Origin of the sequence: Oceanirhabdus sp. W0125-5, assembly GCF_027938815.1 — a bacterium.
Classification (GTDB): domain Bacteria; phylum Bacillota; class Clostridia; order Clostridiales; family Clostridiaceae; genus Oceanirhabdus.
In genome coordinates, this window is sequence record NZ_CP115913.1 from 2,946,452 (window position 1) to 2,973,229 (window position 26,778).

The window sequence follows — 26,778 nt, forward strand, 5'->3', positions numbered from 1 at the left end:
TTTGACATTTAGAGGATATCTTATGTATTAAAGCATACATAAGATGTCCTTTATTATATGATACAAAGGGTGGATTTAATGAATAATATCTTAAAAGAATCTGATATGTACATACCGTTAAAAAATTTCTTAGAAAAGCAAGGGTTTTCTGTAAAAGGAGAGGTTAAGGAATGTGATATTGTAGGAGAAAGAGATGGTCAAGTTGTCATAGTTGAGATGAAAAAAAGCCTTAACTTTAAACTACTACTGCAAGGAAGCTTGAGACAGAAAATATCGGATAATGTATATTTAGCAATTGAAAAGCCTAAAAAGAGTCATTACACAAAAGAATGGAATGATAAGAAATATCTTTTAAAGAGACTTGAATTAGGGCTAATTTTTGTAAAGAAAGATAAGGTAGAAGTTATTATTGAACCAAAAGAATATAATTTAAAAACAGTTAGAAATAGAAACAAAAAGAAAAGAGAATCTCTTATTAAGGAATTCAATAATAGAGGAGGAGATTTCAATTGGGGTGGTGTAAGCAAAAGTAAAATAGTTACAGCATATCGTGAAGAAACTATTAGAATTGCACACTACGTAAATGAAAATGGTGAGATTTCTATAAAAGAATTATTAAAATTAGGATGTACAGAAAAAACATCAAGCATATTACAAAAAAATTTCTATGATTGGTTTATAAGGGTAAAAAGAGGAACATATTCCCTCACAGATAAAGGGAAAAGAGCTGTGATAGATTATGAAGATGTTATTAAAAATATAAAAGAAAAAGAAATCGAAGAATCTATATAGGCTCTTCGATTTCTATTTACATGGAAGAAAGACTCTTATTTTTCCATTTCCCACTTTTCCATCTAAAATACATTAAGATACCTCTTAAACATTCGTCAATTCCGAATGCAATCCAAATACCGATTAGTCCAAAGTTGCATGTGACTCCTAAGAAATACGCTAAACCTGTGCTGATTAGCCATAAAGAAAGTATACCGATTATTACAGGGAAGATTGTGTCCCCAGTACCTCTAAGTGCGTCGATTACCACAACATTAAATGTTCGTCCAATTTCAACAATGATATCTAAGATTAGTATAGTAGCACCTAAAGTTATTATATATTGGTTATCTGTGAAGATTGTAATTAATTGTTTTCCGAATAAACTCCCAAGTACACTGAGAGAGAGTGTGGCAATGAGTGCAGTTTTAAGTGAAAATGAAAAATTTTTATCTGCTAGTTCGTAATTCTTTTCCCCTTTATATCTGCTTATCATAATTTGATTAGCCTGTCCAATAGCTAAGGATATTGCAAAAAAGAATCTAACAAGAGTCATTACGTAAGTTTTTGTTGTAAATGCATTCTCTCCAATATTATTAAGTATAATTGCAGTCATAAATAGTTGTGCAGCATTATAGTTGATTTTTTCTAAGGCAGATGGTACTCCTAATAAAATCATATCCTTAATAATATCAAAAGGAATGGGAGAAATAAGTTTAAATATATTTATTCGTTCTATAGTTCTAAAAAAGAAAATACATAATATAACTAATCCAATTAATCTACTGAAGGATGTTGCTATAGCTACACCTTTGACTCCTAAGATTGGAAAACCAAAGAATCCAAAGATGAAAACTGCATCTAAAATTGCATTAATAGTATTCATGAAAAGAGTTACCTTCATGGTTATTTTTGTATATCCATGACTTCTAATTATTGAGGATACATTGCTTAATAGTGCTTGAAGAAAAATTGCTCCTCCAACATATAGTAAATAATCATTAGAATATGTGAAAAGTTCCTTAGTAACTCCAATACCATTTAATATTGGTTCTCTAAATTGAATTAAAATAATGCTGCTAACTATTCCGATTATCAAACTAAGTAACATAGATACTGCTGCAATTTTTGATGTTAAAGTTCTTTCTTTTTTACCTAGACTTTGAGCTGTTAAAACAGCTGATGAGCCTGAAATTATTGTAAAGACAAGAGTGAACATCCATATTACTTGAGTTGTAGCACCAACAGCAGAAGCAGCACTATCTGAGTAATTGCTTAGCATCCAAGTATCAATAAAAGCTAATAACATGAACATAATATTTTCAATAAATATGGGCCATGTAAGTTTTAAAAGATCTTTGTATTGTTTTTTCATAAGTAAGCCTTCTTTCTGAGTCAAAAAACTATAATAAAATTAACTTTTAAAATATATCATGTAAGTAGGTAAGGTGCAATATTTTGAAAGTAAGAGGTAAAAATTGTTGCATATGAGGTGAAAAATTGAGGAATCGAATAATTTATTGGTAAGGATTTTCATAAAAATTAATAATTAAATATGTTTGACTTTTTTTCCTATTATTATTGAATTATTTCTCTCATTATGTTATTTTTATACGTGGTTTAAATAATATATGGGAGGCAATATTATGGAAATAAAAAGAATTGAATCAACCGGAAGAATGAGTAGAATAGTGATACATGCAAATACAGTTTATCTTTGTGGACAAACTTGCGGAGATGGTGACAAAGGAATTAAGGAACAAACTCAAGTTGTTCTTGAAAAAATAGAAGATTTATTAGCTAAAGCAGGTTCTAGTAAGGAAAAAATCCTTTCTACAACAATTTATATAAAAGACATGGCTATGTTCAGTGAAATGAACGAAATTTGGGATGCATGGGTATCAAAAGAAAATCAACCTGCAAGAGCATGTGTTGAAGCTAAAATGGCTAGAGAAGAAATTTTAGTAGAAATGTCAGTTATAGCTGCACAGTAATACATAAACTATATATGTATTAAAGATAAGAGGTTTGTCCAATGACAAACCTCTTTAATTTTTTCTTATTTTTCAATTTTTGAAAGTACAACAGTAGAATTTACTAAGTTATTCTCAGTGTAATAATTAGTTATAGTTTTAACTAAACCTACACCTTTAGCATAATAACATTTTTGATAGTTATCATTATCAAAGAAGTTAATTACTTCAATTGCTTTATAAGTTCCACTTGGTGTTGACACTTCAATATCAATAGAAGAAATAAAAGTGGTAGAGTTATTACTGTTAATCCAATAGTTACCTTCTTTTAAAGGGCCAGAGATCATTGGATCACCTAAAAAATTCTCTTCAGATGTTAAATCAGTTAATTCAGTATACTCATCAACATATACTAGTTTAACAGTATTATTTTTCATAGAATAAACTGCTGAATAATCAATATTAGGGTATGAGTATTTTACTTGTGTCTTATCATCTGTAAAATTTTCGAATTCAAGAGAATAAGCTACGTTTCCGTATTCATCAGTGAAATGATATATTGACTTTTCTTGAGGGTAAAAATAATCACTTGCTTCACCTTCAATAGATCTTCCAGATGTTTCAAGGCGAACTATTTCTGATTCGAAGTAATTATAAGAATTTTCAATTTCTGAAAGTTCCTCTTTCATTTCATCAGTATCATTATTAAACTTACTTAATAAACTATTTTTATCTACATAATTATCATCAATTTCAGGTCTATCAATTTTCACTGGTCTATTTATATCATAGTAGCTAGTTTCAACTTCAGCCTGCAGGTTAATCAAATTTTCAACATTAATATCAAAAGCGTATTTTTGGTAAACAATATAACCATTGTGTATAGAAAAAGTAAATGATAGTCCTTTTTCTCCAAATATGTTTGGTAGATTGTCAATTTGAGATAATAGCATTTCTTTGTTTGCAGTTAATTCTCTTAAAATAGAAGTTACATCTATTTCATCTGTTTGGGAAGCAGAGTTTTTAGATAATTCTAAAATATTCTTCATGGCTTCATCATTTGAAACTATACTTTTTAATAGTTTTTTGTAATTTTGATTATCTAAGTTAATTTCATATGTTTCAGCAAACATATTACCATTTCTTCTCTTAAGTTCTTGATAGCCTTTATCAGTTATTATATCTTTTAAAGAATCATCACTACCTAAAGATAAAAGAATATCAAATACTTGTTTGTTCATTTGAATAACTGTTTCCTGATTTTTTAAGACTTGCTCATATAAATTTCTTTGTAATGGGCCATCAGATATTTCGGATAACAGTTCATATAAACTAAATTTTAAGTATTCTTCTTTTTTTGATCCAAGACCTAGAGCAGGCTTTATGAATTTTGGCATTTTGAAATAATACTCTAAACTCAATTCTTTGTCTTTTGATGGCTCAATATAGTATTCAGTATCAAATTTTAAATCCATTACATCAAAATTAATATTTACTAATTTTGTAGGAAGCTTGTCCTTGTTTAAGTTATAAGCACCAGTACTAGTTAAATTAAGATCTAAAGGAAAGGAGTCTTCAAGACCTACTAATTCTCCTGGAAATTCTAAATGTATTTTTGCTGATGAATCAAAAGTGTATGATTTAATTTCAGCTGTTTTAAGAAAAGCTTGTGTAATTTCTCTAGCTCCTTTTGAACAAGATACAAAAGTGAACATTGTTAGAAGTGCTAATGAAATTAGTTTTAAAAAGTTTCTTTGTTTCATATTAATCCTCCGTTTAATTGAAATTTTAATTTTATTAAAGTATACTTTCATATTGTACCAGAATAACAATTAAATTCATAGTAAATATTTTATTGAAAATAATAATTAATACTTTACACAATTATTATGGTAAAAAAAATAAAAAATGGTTATTATAAAAATTAGGTAAATTAAATTATTTCAGTTTTGCTCATTAAAATACAAGAGGTGATATAAAGTGAAAAAAATACTCTGTTATATACTTCTATTATCATGCATTATATTAGCTTCATGTAACATGGAAGAGAAAAATAAAATAAACCATAGCAATGATTTAGAGGAGAAAATAAAAGAGGACGAAAAGAGCGAGAAAGATATTATTGAAGAAATAATTGAGAGTATGACCTTGGAAGAAAAAGTTGGTCAGATGATAATTGGTGGTTTTAATGGAACCAAAATGAATGAGGAATTAAGGAATAAAATATTAGATAAAAAATTAGGGGGAGTAATACTCTTTAATAGAAACATTACAGATAGAGAACAATTATTAACTCTAAATAATGAACTGAACAAATTAAATAATAAAATAGGACTTTTTGTTTCAGTGGATGAAGAAGGCGGACGGGTATCAAGGCTTCCAAAGGATAAAATCCCAATACCATCAAGTTATAAGATTGGACAGTTGGGTAATCCAGATTTATGTAAAGATATTGGGGAAGTAATTGGAGAAGAGTTAAAAATGTATGGTTTTAATATGGATTTTGCACCTGTTATTGATATTTGGAGTAATAAACAGAATAAAGTAATTGGAGATAGGGCTTTTGGTAATAATGCTGAAATTGTGAGTAAATGTGGAGTTTCAATGATAAAGGGGTTCAAAGAAAAAAATATAATTTCAGTTGTGAAGCATTTTCCAGGACATGGGGATACCATAATGGATTCACATAAAGGACTGCCAGTTTTAGAGTATGGTTTAGAGGACTTAAAAAAAAGAGAACTAATACCATTCATAGAAGCAATAAATAATGAAGTAGATGGAATTATGGTGGGGCATCTTATGCTTCCACAAGTTGATAACAGTGGTTACCCAGCCTCATTATCTAAAATATTTATTAAAGATTTATTGAGAAATAAATTAGGATATAATGGATTAATTATTACGGATGATATGGAAATGGGAGCAATAAAAAATAACTTTGGAATAAAAGAGGCTAGTACAAAAGCTGTGAAAGCAGGAGTTGATATTCTTTTGGTATGTCATACTGAAAAAAGTATTACTGCAGCCACTCAAAGTATTATTGAAGCAGTGAAAAATCAGAGTATATCTTTAGAACAAATAGAAGAAAGTGTGAAGAGAATTTTAAAAACTAAGGAAAAGTATGGTATATTAGATTATGAGCAATTTAAATTAAATGTTGTTGATTATAAGGAGTGACGTATATGAGTGTTAACTTAAGGAAGAAGCCTGTTATTATTGATTGTGATCCAGGATATGATGATGCACTAGCGTTAATTTTAGCTCTTGGGAATGATAAACTAAATGTAAGAGCTATAACTACTTGTGCAGGTAATCAGACAGGAGAAAAAATTCTTAAAAATGCCTTGAATATCGTTAATTTTTTAGAGAAAGATATTACAGTTGCATTAGGGGCAAAAAAACCTTTGATGAGAGAACTTGAAATTGCCCCTGAAGTACATGGGGAAACAGGATTAGATGGTGCCGAATTACCTGAATCAGATAGAGAACCAAATAAGGAAAATGCAATTGTTTTAATGAAAAAAATTATTATGGAAAGTAATGAAAAGATAACTATAATTGTAACGGGACCACTAACAAATATTGCCCTATTATTAACTCTTTACCCTGAAATAAAAGATAAAATTTGTGAAATATCTTTAATGGGAGGGGCTTGTTTTGGAGGAAATGTAACTCCAAGTGCTGAGTATAATATAAAAACTGACCCAGAAGCTGCAGAAATTGTATTTAAAAGTGGGATTAACATTACAATGTGTGGTTTAGATGTAACTCATAAAGCGTTATTCACCAAAGATGATTTTGAAGATATAAGGGGAATCGGTAATAAGACAAGTGAATTAGCTTATAGAATATTACTATCATATTCAAAGTATTATGAAGAAAATACAGAATTAGAAGGTATTCCAGTTCACGATGCATGTGCAGTAGCATATGCAATTGATTCCAGCATGTTTGAAACAAAAAAGTGTTTTGTTACAGTGGAAACAAAAGGTGAGTACACAACGGGACAAACTGTAGTTGATTACAGAGATTTATTAAGAAAAGAGAAAAATACTAATGTTGCATTTGATATTGATAAAGGAACCTTTTTGAATTTAATTAAAGATTCTATTAGGAAATTGCCATAGAGAAAAATAAAATGTAACCTTTTCGTAATCTATGAAATGGTTTTATATCATAAAATTATTGTATAAAGATTTCACTTATTGGTAAAAAATATTAGTTTTTGGGAGGATACACATGAAAAAGATTTGTATTGTTGTTATGATTGCTTTAGCATTAGGAGTAACTGGATGCGGAAATAAGAATAATGAAAATAGTAAGAACTTAAATAATAATAAAACTTCAAATGTTACAGAAAAGGAAGAGGTAAAAGATAAAGAAGTAGAGGAAGAGGAAAAGAAAGATGAAACTTCTGAGGAAAAGGAAGAATCAAGAAATGTTTTAAAAACTTACATGGACAAAAAAGAAAAAGAAGGATTCTTTAAATATAATCTAGATTTATCTTTCATAGAGAATGGAACATATAAATATACAGAACTTAAAGATTCTGTTGAAGTTACAGAAGAAGATGGGTACAAATTTGAAGGTGACTTTTATTCAAATAAATATGGAGCTATTGATACTGTAGTAAGATTTAATGAACTATGGCTTGAATATGTAAACAAGGGTAATACAGAAGTTTATAACAGTGTATTGAAGGATAGTGAGGCATATAAAGATATTAAGAGCTTCAATAGAAATGGGTTAAAGGAAGAATTTAAAACTTTCGAGATTGGAGAAGTTAGAAATTTTAATGACTATTATTATGTTTGGACACATGAGGTTATTGAAGAATCAAGAAATGGAGAAGTAACGTTAAGAGAGTATAATTGGATATACAAATTACAGAAAAAAGAAATGGATTTTTATCTTGTGGATTTCACAAGAGATAAGAATTAGTTTTGAACATATGGGCTCGAGGAAATAATCTTTATTTTCCTTGAGTTTTTTATTTGTCAAATAAAAACATATGAAGATTGTATTGATAAAAAATAAAAATACATGTAAAATAAATTAGTCAATAAGCATAAAGGAGAATTGATATGAAATCTAAAATGAAAGATGTTTCTAAGCAGTTAAATAAAGAAGCAATTATGACAATAGGTTTATACATAATCTTTTTTGCATGGTGGTATGTATTTTCATACGGTTTAGGCAATAAAGATGTTAGTCAGTACAACTATATTTTAGGTTTGCCAGAGTGGTTTTTTTATAGTTGCGTGTTAGGATATGTAGGAATATGTATAGCAGTTTTTGTTATGGTAAAGGTATTTTTCAAAGATATTGACTTTGAAGAGAATGATGAAAATTCAAGGGAGAAGAAATAAGATGGGAAAAATATATATACTATTACCTATGATAGGGTATCTAATAGCAATGTTTGCTGTAGCATTATTTTGCAGCAGAATTAAAACAAATAAAGACGGTGAAGGGTTTGTCCAAGAGTATTTCATAGGTGGAAGAACTATGGGTGGATTTGTTTTGGCTATGACTTTGATAGCAACCTATGCAAGTGCTAGCAGCTTTATTGGAGGTCCTGGGGTAGCATATAAGTTGGGATTTGGATGGGTGTTATTAGCAATGATACAGGTGCCAACAGCTTTTTTAACATTAGGTGTATTAGGTAAAAAATTTGCAATAATTTCAAGAAAAATTAATGCAGTTACAATTACAGGCTTTTTAAAAGCTAGATATAAAAGCAACACTGTAGTTATTTTGTCTTCAGTAGCTATCCTTGTATTTTTTGCAGCTACTATGGTAGCACAATTTATAGGTGGAGCTAGATTGTTTCAAAGTGTAACAGGATATTCGTATAGAACAGGACTTATTATTTTTGGGTTATCTGTTGTAATATATACAACTATTGGTGGGTTCAGGGCTGTAGCAATTACAGATGCAATTCAAGGTGTAGTTATGATGATCGCTACTGTATTCCTTTTCTATTCTGTTGTTAAGTTCGGTGGAGGAATGGAGAATATAGTAAGTAAAATTCAAGAAGTATCTCCACAAATGTTAACACCAGATGCTGGAGGTGCAATATCAAAGCCATTTATTCTATCTTTTTGGATTTTAGTAGGATTTGCTGTTCTTGGACTTCCTCAGACATCAATTAGATGTATGGGTTTTAAAGATTCAAAATCATTACATAACGCGATGATAATAGGAACAATTGTTGTAGGATTCTTAATGTTAGGTATGCATATTGTTGGAGTTTTTGGTTCAGTGGTGGTACCAGGCATTGAGGTTGGGGATATGGCGATACCTGAAATAACATTAAAGGTAATGAATCCAGTATTAGCTGGGATTTTCATTGCAGGCCCATTAGCCGCAATAATGTCTACAGTTGATTCCATGTTAATATTAGCATCTGCTACTATTATAAAAGATCTGTATATTAACTTATTTGGTGGTAAAGAAGATGGAAAGATAGTTTCAAAAATGAGTTTTATTATTACTGGAGTAGTAGGAACAATAGTTTTTCTATTGTCATTAAACCCTCAAAGTTCATTAGTGTGGGTTAACTTATTCGCTTTTGGGGGATTAGAGGCTGCTTTCTTATGGCCAACAATTTTAGGGTTATATTGGAAGAGAGCTAATGCTGTAGGAGCCTTATGTTCAATGATATTTGGTGTAGGTGCTTACGTGATTTTCACTTTGAATTCTGTAAAACCTTTGGGTATGCATCAGATTGTACCTACAATAGTAGTATCTTTAGTAGCATTTATAATTGGAAGCTATATGAGTAAAAAACCTGATAAAGAAGTTATGGATATGTTTTTTTATTAAGAGGTGTTGAACACCTCTTTTTCTTTTGCTTTGAGATAAGGAGAAAAAATGTTAAAATATAGATAGAGGAATATTAAGGGGAGGTTAACATATGTATCCATGGGAAAATACTGCGATTACAGGAATCAATACCGAGAAAACTGTTGTACAAGCATTTCATTATAAGAGTATTGATGACGCAATTAATGACGAAAATAAAAGTGTTATTTCCCTGAATGGTAGATGGAAATATCAGATTTTTAAAAACCTATCAAGTGTTGCTGAAAATTTTTATGGGATAGGTTTTGAAGATTCAAATTGGGAAAGAGTATCAGTTCCTTCTATAGTAAAGGAATTTAACAGTGAAGATTCATATAAGCATTTAAATAATGATAGTATGATCAGAAGGAAGTCTTTTAATAAGATTACCGGGAAGTACAATAGAATAATTATTTATAGAAGAAATTTTCATGTAAGCAAACGACATAATTCAGGAGAATTCTACTTATGTTTTGAAGGGATGCTTCATTCATTTAATGTGTATATAAACGGAGAATTTATCGGATATTCTTACGGAAAATTAACACCAATAGAGTTTAAAGTCTCAGATAATATTATGGAAGGAAATAATACTATAGCTATTGAAATGATTGAGTTTTCTGAGAGTACTAACTATCATAGTGAAATTCCGCCACTTATTGGAATTATGAAGAGTATATTTATATATTATGAGCCTAAAATACATATTCGAGATATAAATGTGAAATATAGATTAAAAGAGGAAATAAGTAATTGTGATTTAAAAGTGAAGTTGAATTTAAGAGGAGAATGTATTGATGGGAAAAGTTATTGTTTAGAAGTTATGTTAGGGGAAAGTGGGGAGAGTCTTAAAAAAATCGGAGAAGTAACTTATAAGGATATTTTAGATGAAAAAAATATAAATTTGGAATTTCAGTTAGAAAATATAAAGTTATGGTCATGTGAGAACCCTAAACTATACAATATTTTATTCAGGGTTATTGATGATTGTAATGAAGTAATTACTATAAAAAAACAAGTTATAGGATTTAGAGAGATAGCTATTAAAAATAATATTTTAATGATAAATAGAAAAGCAGCTGAAATCAAAGGGATAAATGGAGGTAACTTATTTAAAAAAGATTATAGATTTCCTGAAAATGAGAAGAGTTTTGAAGAAGAGATAAAAAGACTTAAACAGTTCAATATTAATTCTATAATAGTAAATGAATATCCTTATCCTGAAATGTTTTATAAATATTGTGATATATATGGAATATATGTTGTTGATGAAGCAGAGGTAAGTTGTTTTAATAGACTAATTGGCAGAAAAATTGCTCATGATGAACAACAACTTGTATATTCTAAAGATAGAGTGATTAGTATGATTGAAAGAGGGAAAAATCATCCTAGTATAATAATGTGGTCATTAGGTAGGGTATTAAGTTTTGGAGAAAATATTGAGGAATTATATAAAACAATAAAAGAACGAGATAAAAACCGTCCAGTATTTTATCTTGGTGATAAAGAATTGGCTATCAGTGAGATATTTGCAGTGAAAGAAGCTACTCCTAATTTTCAAAGGGTAACCGGAGAGCTAAAAGAATTAAGTTACCCTGTAAGAGAACGATTAAAAAATATTACAAGAGGATTTGTTACTACTCCCTTAGAGAGATATAGAAACAAACCAATTTTATATTTATCCTATGGTAAATTTTATGATTATCAATTAGGGATGTTAGATGAACATATAAATGAATTTAGAAAGTATGAAAATTGGATTGGTGGATTTTTAAATATCCATTCAAGTAAAATAATTCACAACAATGAAGTTTATGAAACAAAAAAAGGTGAAAAAAAATATCTTTTCATAGACGATGGAATAATAAACCCTATTGCATATGAAATAAAGAAATGTTTTCAATCTATAAATGTAGAAATAATAGATGTTGAAAAGTTGGTATTTGAAATTAAAAATAATTATAAATTTATAAATACAAAAAATATTGATACAAATATTAAGTTTTTAAAAGAGGGAGAAGTGATCAGAACACAGATTATAGAGCATCCAATAATTTCTCCTAGTAAGAGTTGCATAATAGATTTGAATAATATTATTAATGAAGATAATACAAATGATTTTAATCAAATTGAATTCTCCTTTATTTTCAATAAAAATACTGAATATTTTGAAAGAGGAACAGAAGTGGCTTGGGAACAATTTGATTTTAAAAGTGAGATTGAAGAATTGTGTACAGCATCAAAAGAATACAGTAATCTTATTAGTAATGATAAAAAATATAGAAATATAGAAGATTATAAAATTAATAATAAGCCTAATAATCTAAAAATTGAAAATATCTCTGAAAGTTATTTAATTACAGGTGATAATTTTAAAGTCACTGTTTCAAAATTAACTGGTGATATTCTAATGGAGGTTAATAAAGTATTAAATGCTGATAACTATTATTCAATAGAAGTATGTGGTAATAGAAATGAAGAGCATAAAAAAAATAAGAGTTTTTTCTTTAACATTGTTAAAGAATTGAAAAATAAAGTATCCTTTAGCAAACGAATTATTGGTCAAGAAATAATATTAGAGTCAGATTGCATAATTATTTGTTTTGATCTTAAAGATAACTTTTTTGGAAGCTACTTTACGCAAATTTATAAAATATATGATGATGGTAAGATTTACTTCAAGTACATTGATAGAAGAAACAAAAAATCTAAAAGAATTATTCCCAACATTAATATTCATTCTAATGTAAAAAAAGCTGACTGGTATGGTAAAGGACCTTTTGAAAGTTTTCCATGGCTAAAGAAGGGAATGAAATTAGGAAATTACAGAATCAACTTCAATGAGAAAGAATTTATTAGTGGAAGAAGATGTGATGTTAAAAATATTAATTTTATCTTTGAAGAAGGGGTAAATTGTATTATTCAATTTACAAATAAAGTAGATATTGTATTTAATAATAAAGAGATAGTAGAGAATATAAAAAAGGATAAATTGAATATTGATATTTTGAGTAATGAGGAAGTAGAAATAAAGAAAAATAGTATTTTATATTATGAAAGAGATTTATTTAAAAAAGATCATAATCCAGATATAGAATTCATTGTTCAATTAGGAAGTCATTAGAAGGGGGGACCTATGAAATTAGAAATGATAATAATATGATAGTTGTTAGGGGAGTATGTAACTTTAAATTATTGTAATGTTTTAAAGGGGGATATAAAGTGAATAAGAGGAAAATTTTTGGGAGTATTTTATTGATTGTAGGGTTTATAGGTGGAATATATTCAATTATATTTTTTTTAACATATAAAAAAGTTACCCTAGGAATTGATATAATAATTATAATTTCAATCTTAATGTTAATTAATGGAATATTAAAGTTAAATCATAAAAAAAAGTATTTGCTTATAAGGATTTGTGAAAAAGTATTGGATTTTATAGTAATAAGTATAGGGATTATTTTTTTTACAGGAGAAATGTTAATCCAAAATGGAAAATTTAATAATGGAGTAAAAACTAGTGGGAGTATGGTTATAGTAGGGTATACAAATACAGATGATGAAAAAATAATTGAAGACAGAATTGATAGGGCGTACCAAGTTTATGAGGAAATTAACTATTATCCTACTATAATAGTTAGTAATAGAAGTAAGGATTTAGAAAATGAACTTATCTTAGGGAAATACGATGTAAGAGCTATGGAGTTAAGAGAAAAAATGTATGAAAAAGGAGCAAAAAGGTATACAGTAAAAATTGAAAATGAAGGAGAATCTTTGTTTGAAAATTTAAGAAAGGTAAAGAAAATTTTAAATTCTAAATATAGAGATTCTTTTAAATCTATGAGTGTTAGAGTTATAACAAGCGATTATAATGTTTTTTTAGCTAATTTAATTGGACAAGAATTAGGATTAAGTATTCAACCAGAATCTGTGGAAACACCATTACTAAAAGCACCTCAATTTCATGTTATGGAGTATATAGAAATATTTAAAACATTTTTCTTTGAACTTTTGCCCTACATTAGAGTAAGATAGAGTAAAAAATATGAGAAGCAAAGAAACTCACTGCTATCGTAGATAACAGTGAGTTTCTTTTATATAATATTTAATGAATGTAAGAAAATTGCTATTATAGAAAGTGGTGCAATTATTTTAATAATAATTGAATATAAATAGAATAGAATTGGTGAAATTTCCTTGTCGCCATACACTTCCTTTAATACATTCTTTGCTCCCCATACCCAACCAGCAAAAATACATATTAATAAACCGGTAAGAGGTAAAGTGATTTTAGCTGTTATGAAATCAAATAGATCAAAGAAAGTCATTCCTAAAATTTTGAATTCAGAGAGTGTACTAAATGATAATATACTTGGTATTGATAGTAGGAATATTACACTTGCAGATGTAAATGTAGCAATATTTCTAGAGATATTAAATCTCTCATTCACAAATGATACTACAACTTCTAATAATGAAATAGTTGAAGTAATTGCTGCAATTCCTATTAAAGAAAAGAATAATAGACCAAATAAACTACCAAGTGGCATAGATTCAAAAACAGCAGGTAGAGTTATGAAAATTAAGCTTGGACCAGCATCAGGCTGGAAGCCATAAGCAAAAACTGCTGGGAAAATTACTAGTCCTGCTAATAAGGCAATCACCGTATCAGCAATTGTAACCTGAAGAGAAAGCGAAGTTAAATCTTGATCCTTTTTTACGTAACTTCCATAAGTAATTATTATACCCATTGCTAAGCTAAGAGAATAAAAAGCGTGTCCAAGAGCTTCAAGGAAACTTTCTGGAGTTAACTTTGAAAAATCAGGTTTAAATAAGAAATTGACTCCTGTGCTAGCTCCATCAAGAGTTAATGATCTGAACATAAGAACAATTAATAAAACTAATAATAATGGCATTAAAATTTTGCTGTACTTTTCAACCCCTTCTTTAATACCTGCAATAACTATGAATGCAGTAACTGTAATTACAATAAGACTGGATAGTATTGCGCCTGTTGCATTTCCAGCAGTAGAAGTAAAGTAATTAGCTAAATCTGCAGGAGCTACTGTTGAGATTGCACCAGTGGCATATTTGCCAATATATGTGAAAACCCATCCTGCTATCATTATATAAAATGATAATATAAGAAATGGTGTTAATGCTGATAAAATTCCTGTTATAAACCATGGTGTATTAGGTTTTATTTTTTTAAAAGAATCTACAACATTAGCTTGTCCAAATCTTCCTATTGCAAACTCTGTCATCATAAGTGGAAAACCAATTAAAGCTATACATAATAAATAAACCAGAATGAAAGCGGCCCCTCCGTTTTCACCAACTACATATGGGAACTTCCATATGTTCCCTAAACCTATCGCTGACCCAGCAGCTGCTGCAAGTAGGCCCAATTTTGAGCCAAAATTATCCCTTTTCATTGTCAAATCCTCCTTTTGATATTTTCTTTTGTAATTTTTGAATTTTTAATCATGTGAAATTGATAAATAAAAAACCTTCATTCCTATGACGTGTAATCACAATCATAGGGACGAAGGTATAAATTCGTGGTACCACCCTAATTTACAATTTCAAATTGCCTTTAGTCAGATCGAGCATGATTTAAATTCAGATGCTTAATCTTAGTCATATAACGGTGACAACCGGATTGACTTACTAACTTGTGTTTTCAGTCTCACTGCTCAGGAATGATCATTACATATATACATTAATACCGAATCTCAGCTACAACGGTTCTCTGTAATTAAGGAGGTATATATCTTTCTTTCCTTCAACGCATTAAAGTGTTGTTGTTAATATTATATTCATATATAAAGTTCATGTCAATAGGAAAAAATGAATTTTTTTAAAAGGTGACTTGCAAATCAGGATTTTACTCTAACAATAAAACCTTTTTTGAACCAATCTTCAGTATATTCAATTATAACTTTAGAGAAGCTCTCTATAATGTGCTCATCAATTTTAAAGTTCATTCCATCATAAACAAAAACTTTATCAGAAGCTTCTAGTTCCTCCAGAACTACATCGGCATTTAAGCCCGCTCATGTATACCCTTTAACTCTAATTCTAATGGCACAAGGTTCTTTTCCAAGTGAATAATATTCTTTTAACTTTAATTTTGCATTATCTTTTATTTCAAAAATCATTGTCATCCTCCTTAAGGAATATTTAATTATATAATAAAAAAATATAGTTTATTTAGCTAGTTTTTGTTTGCATTTATTAAATTATTTTTATTAAACTATAGAATATAATAATTAGGTTAAGTATTATACATATATCTTGCTAAAATAGTCAATAAGTAATAATATATAGTAGGAACATAAAGTTTTATGATGGTTTAGTATAAGTTACATAATGAAGGGATGGTGAAACTTCAGAATTTTTTCTGAAATATTATGAATAAATTAATTGACTTACATACTCATACAATGGCTGGAGGTCATGGGTATAGCACATTACAAGAAAATATACAGCAAGCCAAAAAAAGAGGATTAAAGATATTAGGATATAGTGAACATGGGCCAAAAATGCCTGGAGGACCTCATATATTTCATATTGCAAATCAAAGAGTAATACCAAGAATTGTTGATGATATAATAATTCTTAAAGGTTGTGAAGCAAATATCATTGATTATGAAGGGAATATTGATATACCTGTTAGTGTAGCAAATAAATTAGATTATATGATAGCTAGTTTGCATGATGTTTGTATTGAGAATGGTGGGGTAGAAAATAATACTAGAGCAATTTTGAAGGCTATGGAAAATCCAAATGTTATGATTATTGGGCATCCAGGAAATCCACAATTTCCTATAAATGAAGAAGCTGTTATTAAAAGAGCTAAAGAATTAAACGTGCTAATTGAAATAAATAATAGTTCATTTGGATCATCAAGACCGGGGAGTAAAGAAAAGTGTATGAATATTGCTAAATTATGTATGGAGCATGATGTTGAAATAGTATTAGGGAGTGATTCTCATATAAGTTATTCTATAGGTGATTTTACTTTAGCAATGAAGGAACTAAAGAAAATTGGTTTTGATGAAAAACTAATAATAAATAATAATTGTGAGAAATTTTTGAAATTCTTGCGCAGTAAGGGCAAAGTAGAGGATATAAAAATTTAGAAAATATATAGTTATATGACTGGAGGAAGGGTTATGGGCACTAATAAATTAAAAGGGCATATTGCATGCTTAATTACTGTAATTATTTGGGGCATGTCATTTGTAAGTATTAAGTATTGTTTAGAGGTTTTTAGACCGATGTCATTAGCTTTTATTAGGTTTTTAATTGCTACTGTTATTTTATTTATTATAACTAGAAAAAGTGAAAAATTTGATAAGATTGATAAAAGGGATATACCTCTTATGGCAATTAGTGGAATAATAGGAATCAGTATTTATTTTTTCTGTGAGAATAATGGTATAGAACATACAGAGGCAAGCATAGCTTCCTTGTTATTGGCAACAATACCTATTTTTACTCTCTTTGCTGATAGAATTGTTTTTAAAGAAAAGCTTACTATTAGAAAGTGGATTGGAATTTTCGTATCTTTTGCTGGAGTAGCTATGATTATAGGTGTGAAAGTTGGTGGAGGAACGGATATAATTGGATATATTTATATGATAGGCGCAGTTTTAGCATGGGTAATATATAGTGTAGCTACAAAACCTCTGGTTGATAAATATAGTCAGATAACAATAGTTTATTATCAATCTATGTTTGGTGCTTTAGCCTTGTTTCCTTTTATTTTTTCAGAAAAGAATAATTGGGAAATGCTCAACTTGTCTATTGTATTGAATGTTCTATATCTAGCTATATTCTGCTCGGTCTTAGGATACATTTGGTATGTATTTTCAGTTAATGAATTAGGTATTTCATTATCATCCTTATATATTAACTTAATGCCTTTAGTTACATTGATAGGAAGTTATTTTATTTTAGGAGAAGCATTTGGTATAAATAAGCTTATTGGAGGGGCATTGGTTATACTTTCTGTATTTATAGTTAGTAATAATAACTTACAGGGTAAAAATGAAGTAGAAGAAACTATATACGAAGTTCATTAATCAATTATTAAGGTGCGTTTTGATACGTACCTTTTATTTTTGTTTACTTGATAAAGAATTAACAAAAGATTGTAAGGCGTTTAAATGGAATTGTAGAGGGATAAATGGAATATTAAGGTATACAACTAAAAATGACAAGAGTTTTTAAGTATAAACAATTAATGATAATGGGTTGTATAGCAAGGGTTTGGAAGGTTATAAAAATAATTTGATAAATTTTTAACAAAAAGTATTTACATGTTAAAATACTTTGTGATATAATTAACATGCAATCGGGGGACAAACTCTTTTGCAAAGTAATTCAATCAGGAAAATATTTAAATTAACATAAATCTTTAATAGAGAGGTGTTTAAAATGGCGGTAAAAACAGTACAGGATTTAAGAAAAAGAATTGAAGAAATTAAAAGAGCTCAAAAAGAGTTTTCAACATTTTCACAAGAAAAGGTTGATGAAATATTTAGACAAGCTGCAATAGCTGCAAATAACTCAAGAATTAAGCTTGCAAAGATGGCAGTTGAAGAAACAGGTATGGGAATTTTAGAAGACAAGGTTATTAAAAATCACTTTGCTTCAGAATATATATATAATCAGTACAAGGATGAGAAAACTTGTGGGGTAATTGAAAAGGACAATGCTTTTGGTATAACAAAAATAGCAGAGCCAATTGGGGTAATAGCGGCAATAGTTCCTACTACTAATCCAACATCAACAGCTATATTTAAAGCATTAATAGCTTTAAAGACTAGAAATGGTATAATATTTTCACCTCACCCAAGAGCTAAAAATGCAACAATTGAAGCAGCAAAAATAGTACTTGATGCAGCTGTGAAAGCAGGAGCACCAGAGGGGATTATAGGTTGGATAGATCAGCCTTCAATCGAAATGTCTCAAGTAGTAATGAGTGAAAGTGATATGATACTTGCAACTGGAGGACCAGGAATGGTTAAAGCAGCATACTCTTCAGGAAAGCCAGCAATTGGAGTTGGTGCAGGTAATACTCCAGCGATAATAGATGATACTGCTCATATTAAAATGGCTGTTAACTCAATATTATTATCTAAGAGTTTTGATAACGGAGTTATTTGCGCATCTGAGCAGTCTGTTTTAGTAATGGATAAGGTATATGATGAAGTAAGAAAGGAATTCGCTGAAAGAGGAGCGTATTTACTTGAAAAAGATGAAATAGATAAAGTTAGAAAAGTAATTTTAATAGATGGCAGATTAAATGCTAATATTGTTGGGCAATCAGCATATAAGATTGCTGAAATGGCTGGGGTAAAAGTTCCAGAAGCAACTAAAGTATTAATCGGAGAAGTTGATTCAGTAGAGTTATCTGAGCCGTTTGCTCACGAAAAATTATCACCAGTATTAGCAATGTATAGAACAAAGACTTTTGATGAAGCATTAGCTAAAGCAGTAAGACTTGTTGAACAGGGTGGTTTTGGACATACATCTGTACTATACACTAATACGAATATTTCTCAAGATAGAGTTGCTAAATTTAGTGATGCTATGAAAACTGGTAGAACAATTATAAATATGCCTTCTTCTCAAGGGGCAATAGGAGATTTATATAACTTCAAGCTGGCGCCATCTCTAACGCTAGGATGTGGTTCATGGGGAGGAAACTCTGTATCAGAGAATGTTGGAGTTAAACACCTATTAAACATTAAAAGTGTTGCCGAGAGGAGAGAAAATATGCTTTGGTTTAGAGTACCAGAAAAAGTTTACTTCAAATATGGTGCATTAGGAGTAGCGTTAAGAGAACTTCAAGATTTAAACAAAAAGAGAGTATTCATAGTAACAGATAGAGTTTTATATAATTTAGGATTTGCAGAAAAGATAACGGAGGTTCTAGATGAATGTGGAATCGACAGTAAAGTATTTATGGATGTAGAACCAGACCCAACATTAGCAACTGCTAAAAAAGGTGCAGAGGAGATGAGAAGTTTCGAGCCAGATACTATTATTGCACTTGGTGGAGGATCTCCAATGGATGCAGCTAAAATTATGTGGGTAATGTATGAGCATCCAGAAGTTAGATTTGAAGATTTAGCAATGAGATTTATGGATATCAGAAAAAGAGTATATAAATTCCCAACACTTGGAGAAAAAGCTATGTTTGTTGCAGTACCAACATCAGCTGGTACTGGATCAGAGGTTACTCCATTTGCAGTTATCACTGATGAAAAAACAGGAGTTAAATACCCATTAGCAGACTATGAGTTAACACCAGATATGGCGATAGTAGATGCTGAGTTAATGATGAATATGCCAAAAAGCTTAACTGCCGCATCAGGAATAGACGCTTTGACTCATGCTTTAGAGGCACATGTTTCAGTATTAGCATCTGATTATACAAATGGGCTAGCTTTAGAAGCTATCAGACTAATATTTAAATATTTACCACAGGCCTACAACGAAGGAACAACTAATATTAAAGCAAGAGAAAAGATGGCTCATGCATCAACAATTGCTGGTATGGCATTTGCCAATGCATTCCTAGGTGTTTGTCACTCAATGGCTCATAAGTTAGGAGCTCAGCATCACATACCTCATGGTGTTGCTAATGGTTTATTGATAAATGAAGTAATTAAGTTTAATGCAGTTGATAATCCAAGAAAACAAGCTGCTTTCCCTCAATACAAATATCCAAATGCTAAGTGGAGATATGCAAGAATTGCAGATTATTTAGGACTTGGTGGAACTACTGATGAAGAGAAAGTAAATGCTTTAATTAAAGCAATTGATGAATTGAAAGAAAAGGTTGATATTCCGAAATCGATAAAAGATACAGGGATTTCAAGAGAGAAGTTCTTCTTAACATTAGATGACATGTCTGTAATGGCATTTGATGATCAATGTACTGGAGCTAACCCAAGATATCCTTTAATAAGTGAAATAAAAGAAATGTATATTAATGCATTCGAAGGTGAGAAGATAAATAAAAAGACAAAAGCCAAGAAATAAACTGACCCTCATGCATTTATAATTAAAAGACCAGAGCCGAAGGCTCTGGTCTATTTTTTATAGATTAATCGCTCTATGTGTTTAATGTTTCGTTTAACAGAATCATGTACGCTTAATCTGTTATCCCCATTCATAAATCCAACTAAAGTACCTCTATAGATCAGGATTATCATTTCGTTTATTTCTTCTTTGTCGGATTCGGAAATAACTCCTTCTTTTATACATTCATCTAATAGCACTGAATTTCTATCATATATACTATCTTGAAGAAACATTGGAAAGAGTTCGTCAACATCAATCTTTAATTCTTCAGGATATATTTCGTAATATTCTTGCATTGTTGAACTAATTGTATTGAATTCGTTGAAGAATATAGTGTTGTATATGTCAGGACTATTATAAGAATTATACAAAAAACATTCCCAAATCTTAAGAAGTTTCTCAGAAGCGGTATTCGCTGATTTCACATAACTAGGCAAACTATAAATATAGTACATTAGATATTTCATGGAAGAAAAGTAAAGAAGATGGTTAAGGTTTTTAAAATAATTATATAGTGTAGCACTGTTGTATCCAGCAAGATCAGCAACTTTCCTTATTGTTACGTTCTTTATTCCTTCATCTTCGATAATCTTTTGGGCTGCTTCTATAAAATAACCCATCATTCTCTTTTTTTTAATTGATTTTTTATCCATTATTACTACCTCGCATTTCTGGTTTTAAATCTAATTTGATTTATAAAATGATGGAAGACGTATCCATGTTTAAAATTCATCGTTAGGTGCCCATTAAAATCCGATTCAATGATAAGTATATCATAATAAATATTTAGTGTGAACCGTAAAACGATAAAGTATTTAAAATGTGAAAATAAAACATAAATAATGACAAAAATTTTAATAATAGGATAAAAAACGATAAATAATATTCTGAATTACAGAAAAAAATTGTTTTTTTTGAATTATTTTTATAAAAACTATTTTAAAAATAAAAAAGGTGTGTTATCATGTTTATAAAGTAATCGTGATTATAAAAGTAATTATGATTACAAAATAATTTAGATTATAAATTCGTAATTACTAATCAAAATTATTAATTAGGCTTATAAGGCTTATAAGATAAAATTTGTCGAAAAGCAAAAGGGGTGTGGAGCATGAAATTAGAAATAGGTAATTTCTATGTAAAAGAAGTTATTTTTGGAGAAGAAAATAGCTATAAGGATGGAATCCTTACAATCAACAAGAAAGAAGCTTTAGATGTTGTTTTTGAGGACGAGCATATTACTGAAGCTGATTTAGTAATTGCAAAGCCAGGAGACAACATAAGAATTGTTCCAGTTAAGGAAGCTATTGAACCAAGATGCAGATTAGATGGCAGAAGTATCTTCCCAGGCGTTACAGGTGATTTAGCTCAATGTGGTGATGGTAGAACACATGCATTAAAAAATTGTAGTGTTTTAGTTGTTGGAAGACACTGGGGTGGATTCCAAGATGGATTAATCGATATGAGCGGAGAGGGTGCTAAATATACACTTTTCTCAGAATTAAACAACATTTGTTTAATCGCTGATACAGATGAAGAGTTCGAAAAAAGAGAGCAGCAGAAGAAGAATAAAGCATTAAGATGGGCTGGTATGAGATTAGCAGAGCATATCGGAAACATAGTTAAAGAGCTTCAACCTGAAGAAGTTGAAGAGTATACTTTTGAAGCTATTACTAAAAGATCAGATGAATTAAAAGATCTTCCAAGTGTTGCTTTAGTATTACAACCTCAATCACAAATGGAAGAGCAAGGATACAATGACTTATGTTACGGATGGGATTGTAACCATATGGTGCCAACGTTAATGAGTCCAACAGAGGTGCTTGATGGAGCTATGATTTCTGGATCATTCATGCCTTGTTCATCAAAATGGTCTACATATGATTTCCAGAACTTCCCTATGATAAAGAGATTATTCAAAGAGCATGGAAAGACAATTAATTTCTTAGGTGTAATCATGTCTAACCTTAACGTTGCTCTTGAGCAAAAACAGAGATCAGCACAATTTGTTGCTCAAATTGCTAAATCAATTGGAGCTGACAGTGCAATTGTTGCAGAAGAAGGATATGGTAACCCAGATGCTGACTTTATAGCAACTATAGTAGCGCTTGAAGATGCTGGAGTAAAAACTATCGGTTTAACTAATGAGTGTACAGGAAGAGATGGTATGTCTCAACCACTTGTTTCATTAGATAGTAAAGCAAATGCAATTGTATCTTGTGGAAATGTTTCTGAGTTAATCGAGCTTCCACCAATGGAGACTGTATTAGGTGAACTTGAGGCTTTAGCAAGAGATGGTCTTTCAGGTGGATGGGCTGATGATGAGTTACTTGGGCCTTCAGTAAGAAAAGATGGTTCTATTATCATGGAGAATAATGCTATGTTCTGTGGAGATAGAGTAACTGGATGGTCAACTAAGAGAATGTCTGAATACTAGGAGGGGTTAAAATGAAAAAAGCGATTTTATATATTAACCAATTTTTCGGGCAAATCGGTGGAGAAGAGCTTGCTGATTTCGAACCTGAAATGAAAGAAGGACTAGTTGGTCCTGCGATGGCTTTAGATGCAGCTTTAAGTGATGTTGCTGAGGTAACTCATACATTAATATGTGGTGATAACTTCATTGGTTCTAATGGTGAAGTAGCAATTGAAAGAATGATTGAGATGTTAAGTGAAGTTGAGTTTGATATCTTCTTTGCTGGACCAGCTTTTAGAGCAGGTAGATATGGTAGTGCTTGTGGTAACATTTGTAAAGCAGTAAAAGAAAAGTTTGGAGTACCTGTTATATCATCAATGAACGATGAAAACCCAGGTGTTGAAATGTTTAAAACAGAAATGCCAATCTTTAAGGGTGCTAAAAGTGCTGCTGGTATGAGAAAAGATGTTAAAGCAATGGCTGATTATGGTAAGAAACTTTTATTAGGTGAAGAATTACTTTCGGCTGATGAAGAAGGATTCTTCCAAAGAGGAAAGAGACATCAAAGATGGTTAAACCCACCAGTGCCTGCAACTGATAGAGTTATTGATATGTTACTTAAGAAAGTTCATGGAGAGGAATATGTAACTGAATTACCTATCCCTGAGCAGGATTTAGTTCCAATAGCTAAGAAGATTGATGATTTATCAAAAGCAAAAATTGCTGTTCTTAACACAGGAGGAATAGTTCCAGTTGAGAATCCAGATAGAATTCAATCAGCTTCTGCAACTAGATGGGGTAAATATGATATATCTCAATTTGATACACTACCATCACAATTTGATCCAAGTGATAAAGATGTTGAATTCAAAGCATTTAAAACAATACACGCTGGATTTGATCCATATGCAGCTGATCATAACCCAGATGTAATAGTGCCACTTGACTCTTTAAGAGTTTATGAGAAAGAAGGAAGAATCGGATCGGTTCATAACTACTTCTATTCAACTGTTGGTACAGGAACTACTCAAGGAGAAGCAGCTAGAATGGGGCAAGAAATTGCTGAAGATTTAAAGAAGCATAATGTTGATGCAGTTATAATGGTTTCTACGTGAGGAACTTGTACTCGTTGCGGAGCAACGATGGTAAAAGAAGTTGAAAAAGCTGGATTTACAGTAGTTCAAATGGCTAACTTAATCCCAGTAGCTCACACTGTTGGTGCTAACAGAATGGTTCCAACAATATCAATTCCATATCCACTTGGAAATCCAAGTGATACACTTGAAGAGCAATTTAAGCTAAGACATCATAGAGTAGGTGTTGCTTTAGAAGCTTTAGAAACTGATATCAAAGAACAGACAGTATTTAAAGTTAAGTTTTAAGATTTAGGGTATATATGACCATAATGTGCAAACTATAAAGTAAAAACAAGTTTGTCATGGTCATAGTACCCATTTCTAAGAGGGCTTTAAATGCCTGTTCGATATGAAGCCCTCTTGGTTAAGAATTTAATCAAAAAATGGGGGGAACATTATGAATAAGAAGAATCAATCAGTTTATTATATCTCCATCGCTATTACATTGTTTTTGATTGTAGTTGGAATTTTTGCTCCAGATACATTCAAGGTGGTAGGAGAATTAGCTTATGAATTCTTTGTAAATAAGTTTTCATGGTTCTATTTAGCAGGGATGTTTGCATTTGTTGTGTTTGCAATTTGGATTGCTTTTAGTAAATACGGGAAGGTTAGACTGGGTCCTGATGATTCAAGACCTGATTATAGCAACGCTTCTTGGTTTGCTATGCTTTTCAGTGCTGGTATGGGAATTGGTTTAGTATTTTGGGGAGTAGCAGAGCCTCTTAACCATTTCGTAACAGCTGGTGGAACAAGTGAAGCTGCAAATTTTGCTATTAAAAAGTCGTTTTTTCACTGGGGATTACATCCATGGGCAAATTATACAATTTTAGCTCTAGGACTTGCATATTTCCAGTTTAGAAAAAACAAGCCAGGTCTCATTAGTACAATATTTATCCCATTAATAGGGGAAAAAGGAGTAAGAGGACCTATTGGTAAGACTATTGATATTCTAGCGATATTTGCAACTGTTGCTGGTATGGCAACGTCTTTAGGTCTTGGAACTTTGCAAATTAACAGTGGTTTAAATCATTTATTCAATGTTCCTAAAACTATGCCAATTGTAGTGACAATCGTTGTAATCATTACTTTCTTCTTTATTATCACTGCTGTTACAGGTGTTGATAAAGGGATTAAAATGATATCTGACCTTAACCTTTGGTTAGCTGGAGGATTAGTTGTTGCAGCATTATTAATTGGTCCAACAATTCAAATAATTGAAACATTAACTAATGGTATGGGAGCATACTTAGGTGATTTTGTTAAGGATAGCTTAAGTATAAATAGTTTTGGAGATAAAAGTTGGTTAGGTGGTTGGACTATTGTTTATTGGGCTTGGTGGATTGCATGGGCACCGTTTGTTGGAACATTCATAGCAAGAATATCTAGAGGTAGAACAATTAGAGAATTTGTTGCTGGTGTTTTAATATTCCCTACAGTAGGATCCGCTGTTTGGTTCAGTATTTTTGGTGCATTAGGAATTCAAGGTAGTATGAATGAAGGAATTGAATTTGCAAAAAATGCAATTTCAGAAACATCTACAGCGTTATTTAAGGTGTTTGAATTGTATCCTTTTGGAATAGTTTTATCTGTAGTTGCAATAATTCTGCTTATTACATTCTTCGTTACATCTGCTAACTCTGCTACTTTTGTACTAGGAATGATGTCTTCAAATGGAGACTTAAACCCATCAAACAAGAAAAAGGTTGTATGGGGAGTTCTTCAATCAACGTTTGCACTTGCTCTGATTTATTCTGGAGCAAAAGGTGGAAATTTCGAAGCAGGATTAAAAATGCTACAAACTGCGTCATTAGCAGCGGCTTTACCATTTGCATTTGTTCTGTGTTTCTGTATGGTTAGTATTATGAAATCATTGAAATCAGATGTGGAAAGTGGAGAACTAAAATTAGAAAAATAGGTATATAAAATTTATGTTCTGAGGACGCTCAGAATTGATTCGCAACAGAATTTTTATTTTACACATTTTATTTTAGCAATAATAATGAACAAAACTTAATCATAGCTTGTAATGCAATGTTAGTGAATTGTATTACTAAGAAATACTTTAATTATTAATTGAATCAAATTTATATGAGTATTATAAAATCTGATTTTTAAGTATACTCAGAAATTAATCTTAACAGAATATCATATTTCAATATATCATTATAGTTATAATGATGAAGATACTTAATCACAGCATGTAATGCAATAATGCTCAATTGTATTACTTATAAATGCTACAAATTAGAAAGTATTCAATATTTTAATTAGAAACATAATAGGGAAACCTACTAGAAAAATACTCAAAGTTTTAAAAAATGCTCAGAATTTTTGTAACAAATATAATATTTTGAATTTTTAGTAGTAGAAATAATTAACAAAACTTAATCATAGCATGTGATGTGATTTTGCTCAATTGCATTACATAAAAAAGTCTTGAAAAAAATATTTCAAATTAGAATCCAACTTTGTGAACTGAACAAAGTTGGATTTTTATTTAATTAAGAAATTATGTAAGATTGACAGTTAAAAG

The 26,778-nt window shown here is 30.2% G+C and carries 19 protein-coding genes and 1 other annotated feature; of the genes, 15 read left to right on the forward strand and 4 right to left on the reverse strand.

What is annotated here, in order from left to right:
- The first annotated feature begins 78 nt into the window (after positions 1-78).
- On the forward strand, positions 79-792 hold the full coding sequence (locus tag OW730_RS13575) for a DUF2161 family putative PD-(D/E)XK-type phosphodiesterase (protein WP_271224595.1): 714 nt from the start codon (positions 79-81) through the stop codon (positions 790-792).
- Positions 793-808: 16 nt separating this feature from the next.
- On the opposite strand, the gene OW730_RS13580 is transcribed toward OW730_RS13575, so the two are convergent.
- On the reverse strand, positions 809-2,146 hold the full coding sequence (locus OW730_RS13580; protein WP_271224596.1) for an MATE family efflux transporter: 1,338 nt from the start codon (positions 2,144-2,146) through the stop codon (positions 809-811).
- 271 nt (positions 2,147-2,417) lie between these two features.
- Here OW730_RS13580 and OW730_RS13585 point away from each other — a divergent pair, with 271 nt between their 5' ends.
- A complete protein-coding gene (locus tag OW730_RS13585; protein ID WP_271224597.1) occupies positions 2,418-2,765 on the forward strand; it encodes a RidA family protein in 348 nt (115 codons plus the stop codon).
- A 65-nt stretch (positions 2,766-2,830) separates the two neighbouring features.
- Here the strand turns inward: OW730_RS13585 and OW730_RS13590 are convergent, their stop codons facing one another.
- Complete coding sequence (locus tag OW730_RS13590; RefSeq protein WP_271224598.1) at positions 2,831-4,507, reverse strand: hypothetical protein; 1,677 nt, start codon at positions 4,505-4,507, stop codon at positions 2,831-2,833.
- 217 nt (positions 4,508-4,724) lie between these two features.
- Between OW730_RS13590 and nagZ the strand changes: the two genes are divergently transcribed.
- From nagZ to OW730_RS13625, 7 genes are all read left to right on the forward strand, one after another.
- A complete protein-coding gene (nagZ, locus tag OW730_RS13595; RefSeq protein WP_271224599.1) occupies positions 4,725-5,921 on the forward strand; it encodes a beta-N-acetylhexosaminidase in 1,197 nt (398 codons plus the stop codon).
- Between the two features lie 5 nt (positions 5,922-5,926).
- Entirely contained in the window at positions 5,927-6,871 is a 945-nt protein-coding gene (locus OW730_RS13600) for a nucleoside hydrolase (RefSeq protein ID WP_271224600.1), read from the forward strand.
- A gap of 112 nt (positions 6,872-6,983) precedes the next feature.
- A complete protein-coding gene (locus OW730_RS13605; protein WP_271224601.1) occupies positions 6,984-7,685 on the forward strand; it encodes a hypothetical protein in 702 nt (233 codons plus the stop codon).
- Positions 7,686-7,828: 143 nt separating this feature from the next.
- Positions 7,829-8,113, forward strand: coding sequence for a YhdT family protein (locus tag OW730_RS13610; RefSeq protein WP_271224602.1), 285 nt, complete (start codon positions 7,829-7,831; stop codon positions 8,111-8,113).
- Between the two features lies 1 nt (position 8,114).
- Positions 8,115-9,572, forward strand: coding sequence for a sodium/pantothenate symporter (panF, locus tag OW730_RS13615; protein ID WP_271224603.1), 1,458 nt, complete (start codon positions 8,115-8,117; stop codon positions 9,570-9,572).
- Between the two features lie 91 nt (positions 9,573-9,663).
- Positions 9,664-12,714 carry a glycoside hydrolase family 2 TIM barrel-domain containing protein gene (locus OW730_RS13620; protein WP_271224604.1) on the forward strand — a complete coding sequence of 1,017 codons (3,051 nt, stop codon included), beginning with the start codon at positions 9,664-9,666 and terminating at the stop codon, positions 12,712-12,714.
- A gap of 98 nt (positions 12,715-12,812) precedes the next feature.
- The gene (locus OW730_RS13625) at positions 12,813-13,625 is read left to right on the forward strand and encodes an ElyC/SanA/YdcF family protein (protein WP_271224605.1); all 813 of its coding nucleotides are present in this window, start codon (positions 12,813-12,815) and stop codon (positions 13,623-13,625) included.
- A gap of 59 nt (positions 13,626-13,684) precedes the next feature.
- On the opposite strand, the gene OW730_RS13630 is transcribed toward OW730_RS13625, so the two are convergent.
- Positions 13,685-15,025: a sodium-dependent transporter gene (locus OW730_RS13630; RefSeq protein ID WP_271224606.1), complete on the reverse strand. Its 1,341-nt coding sequence runs from the start codon at positions 15,023-15,025 to the stop codon at positions 13,685-13,687.
- Between the two features lie 103 nt (positions 15,026-15,128).
- Positions 15,129-15,388, reverse strand: a binding site (T-box leader).
- 615 nt (positions 15,389-16,003) lie between these two features.
- Between OW730_RS13630 and OW730_RS13635 the strand changes: the two genes are divergently transcribed.
- The 3 genes from OW730_RS13635 to adhE all read left to right on the forward strand — a co-directional run bounded on the left by OW730_RS13635 (position 16,004) and on the right by adhE (position 20,651).
- Positions 16,004-16,735: a phosphatase gene (locus tag OW730_RS13635; RefSeq protein WP_271224607.1), complete on the forward strand. Its 732-nt coding sequence runs from the start codon at positions 16,004-16,006 to the stop codon at positions 16,733-16,735.
- A 33-nt stretch (positions 16,736-16,768) separates the two neighbouring features.
- A complete protein-coding gene (locus OW730_RS13640) occupies positions 16,769-17,680 on the forward strand; it encodes a DMT family transporter (RefSeq protein WP_271224608.1) in 912 nt (303 codons plus the stop codon).
- Between the two features lie 355 nt (positions 17,681-18,035).
- Positions 18,036-20,651, forward strand: coding sequence for a bifunctional acetaldehyde-CoA/alcohol dehydrogenase (gene adhE, locus OW730_RS13645; RefSeq protein ID WP_271224609.1), 2,616 nt, complete (start codon positions 18,036-18,038; stop codon positions 20,649-20,651).
- Positions 20,652-20,701: 50 nt separating this feature from the next.
- On the opposite strand, the gene OW730_RS13650 is transcribed toward adhE, so the two are convergent.
- Positions 20,702-21,346: a TetR/AcrR family transcriptional regulator gene (locus OW730_RS13650; RefSeq protein WP_271224610.1), complete on the reverse strand. Its 645-nt coding sequence runs from the start codon at positions 21,344-21,346 to the stop codon at positions 20,702-20,704.
- Positions 21,347-21,804: 458 nt separating this feature from the next.
- Here OW730_RS13650 and OW730_RS13655 point away from each other — a divergent pair, with 458 nt between their 5' ends.
- The 3 genes from OW730_RS13655 to OW730_RS13665 all read left to right on the forward strand — a co-directional run bounded on the left by OW730_RS13655 (position 21,805) and on the right by OW730_RS13665 (position 26,160).
- Positions 21,805-23,130, forward strand: a complete 1,326-nt coding sequence (locus OW730_RS13655) for a glycine/sarcosine/betaine reductase component B subunit (RefSeq protein ID WP_271224611.1) — start codon at positions 21,805-21,807, stop codon at positions 23,128-23,130.
- Positions 23,131-23,141: 11 nt separating this feature from the next.
- Complete coding sequence (gene grdH / locus OW730_RS13660) at positions 23,142-24,491, forward strand: betaine reductase selenoprotein B (RefSeq protein WP_271224612.1); 1,350 nt, start codon at positions 23,142-23,144, stop codon at positions 24,489-24,491.
- Positions 24,492-24,642: 151 nt separating this feature from the next.
- On the forward strand, positions 24,643-26,160 hold the full coding sequence (locus OW730_RS13665) for a BCCT family transporter (protein WP_271224613.1): 1,518 nt from the start codon (positions 24,643-24,645) through the stop codon (positions 26,158-26,160).
- Positions 26,161-26,778: the final 618 nt, after the last annotated feature.

What these genes read in the sequence shown, in the direction of transcription:
- OW730_RS13655 (WP_271224611.1), top strand. Translation starts at nt 21,805, where the DNA reads ATGAAATTAGAAATAGGTAATTTCTATGTAAAAGAAGTTATTTTTGGA.
- adhE (WP_271224609.1), top strand. Translation starts at nt 18,036, where the DNA reads ATGGCGGTAAAAACAGTACAGGATTTAAGAAAAAGAATTGAAGAAATT.
- OW730_RS13590 (WP_271224598.1), bottom strand. Translation starts at nt 4,507, where the DNA reads ATGAAACAAAGAAACTTTTTAAAACTAATTTCATTAGCACTTCTAACA.
- OW730_RS13650 (WP_271224610.1), bottom strand. Translation starts at nt 21,346, where the DNA reads ATGGATAAAAAATCAATTAAAAAAAAGAGAATGATGGGTTATTTTATA.
- OW730_RS13610 (WP_271224602.1), top strand. Translation starts at nt 7,829, where the DNA reads ATGAAATCTAAAATGAAAGATGTTTCTAAGCAGTTAAATAAAGAAGCA.
- OW730_RS13580 (WP_271224596.1), bottom strand. Translation starts at nt 2,146, where the DNA reads ATGAAAAAACAATACAAAGATCTTTTAAAACTTACATGGCCCATATTT.
- OW730_RS13600 (WP_271224600.1), top strand. Translation starts at nt 5,927, where the DNA reads ATGAGTGTTAACTTAAGGAAGAAGCCTGTTATTATTGATTGTGATCCA.
- OW730_RS13630 (WP_271224606.1), bottom strand. Translation starts at nt 15,025, where the DNA reads ATGAAAAGGGATAATTTTGGCTCAAAATTGGGCCTACTTGCAGCAGCT.
- OW730_RS13620 (WP_271224604.1), top strand. Translation starts at nt 9,664, where the DNA reads ATGTATCCATGGGAAAATACTGCGATTACAGGAATCAATACCGAGAAA.
- OW730_RS13585 (WP_271224597.1), top strand. Translation starts at nt 2,418, where the DNA reads ATGGAAATAAAAAGAATTGAATCAACCGGAAGAATGAGTAGAATAGTG.
- OW730_RS13605 (WP_271224601.1), top strand. Translation starts at nt 6,984, where the DNA reads ATGAAAAAGATTTGTATTGTTGTTATGATTGCTTTAGCATTAGGAGTA.
- OW730_RS13575 (WP_271224595.1), top strand. Translation starts at nt 79, where the DNA reads ATGAATAATATCTTAAAAGAATCTGATATGTACATACCGTTAAAAAAT.
- OW730_RS13640 (WP_271224608.1), top strand. Translation starts at nt 16,769, where the DNA reads ATGGGCACTAATAAATTAAAAGGGCATATTGCATGCTTAATTACTGTA.
- panF (WP_271224603.1), top strand. Translation starts at nt 8,115, where the DNA reads ATGGGAAAAATATATATACTATTACCTATGATAGGGTATCTAATAGCA.
- OW730_RS13665 (WP_271224613.1), top strand. Translation starts at nt 24,643, where the DNA reads ATGAATAAGAAGAATCAATCAGTTTATTATATCTCCATCGCTATTACA.
- OW730_RS13635 (WP_271224607.1), top strand. Translation starts at nt 16,004, where the DNA reads ATGAATAAATTAATTGACTTACATACTCATACAATGGCTGGAGGTCAT.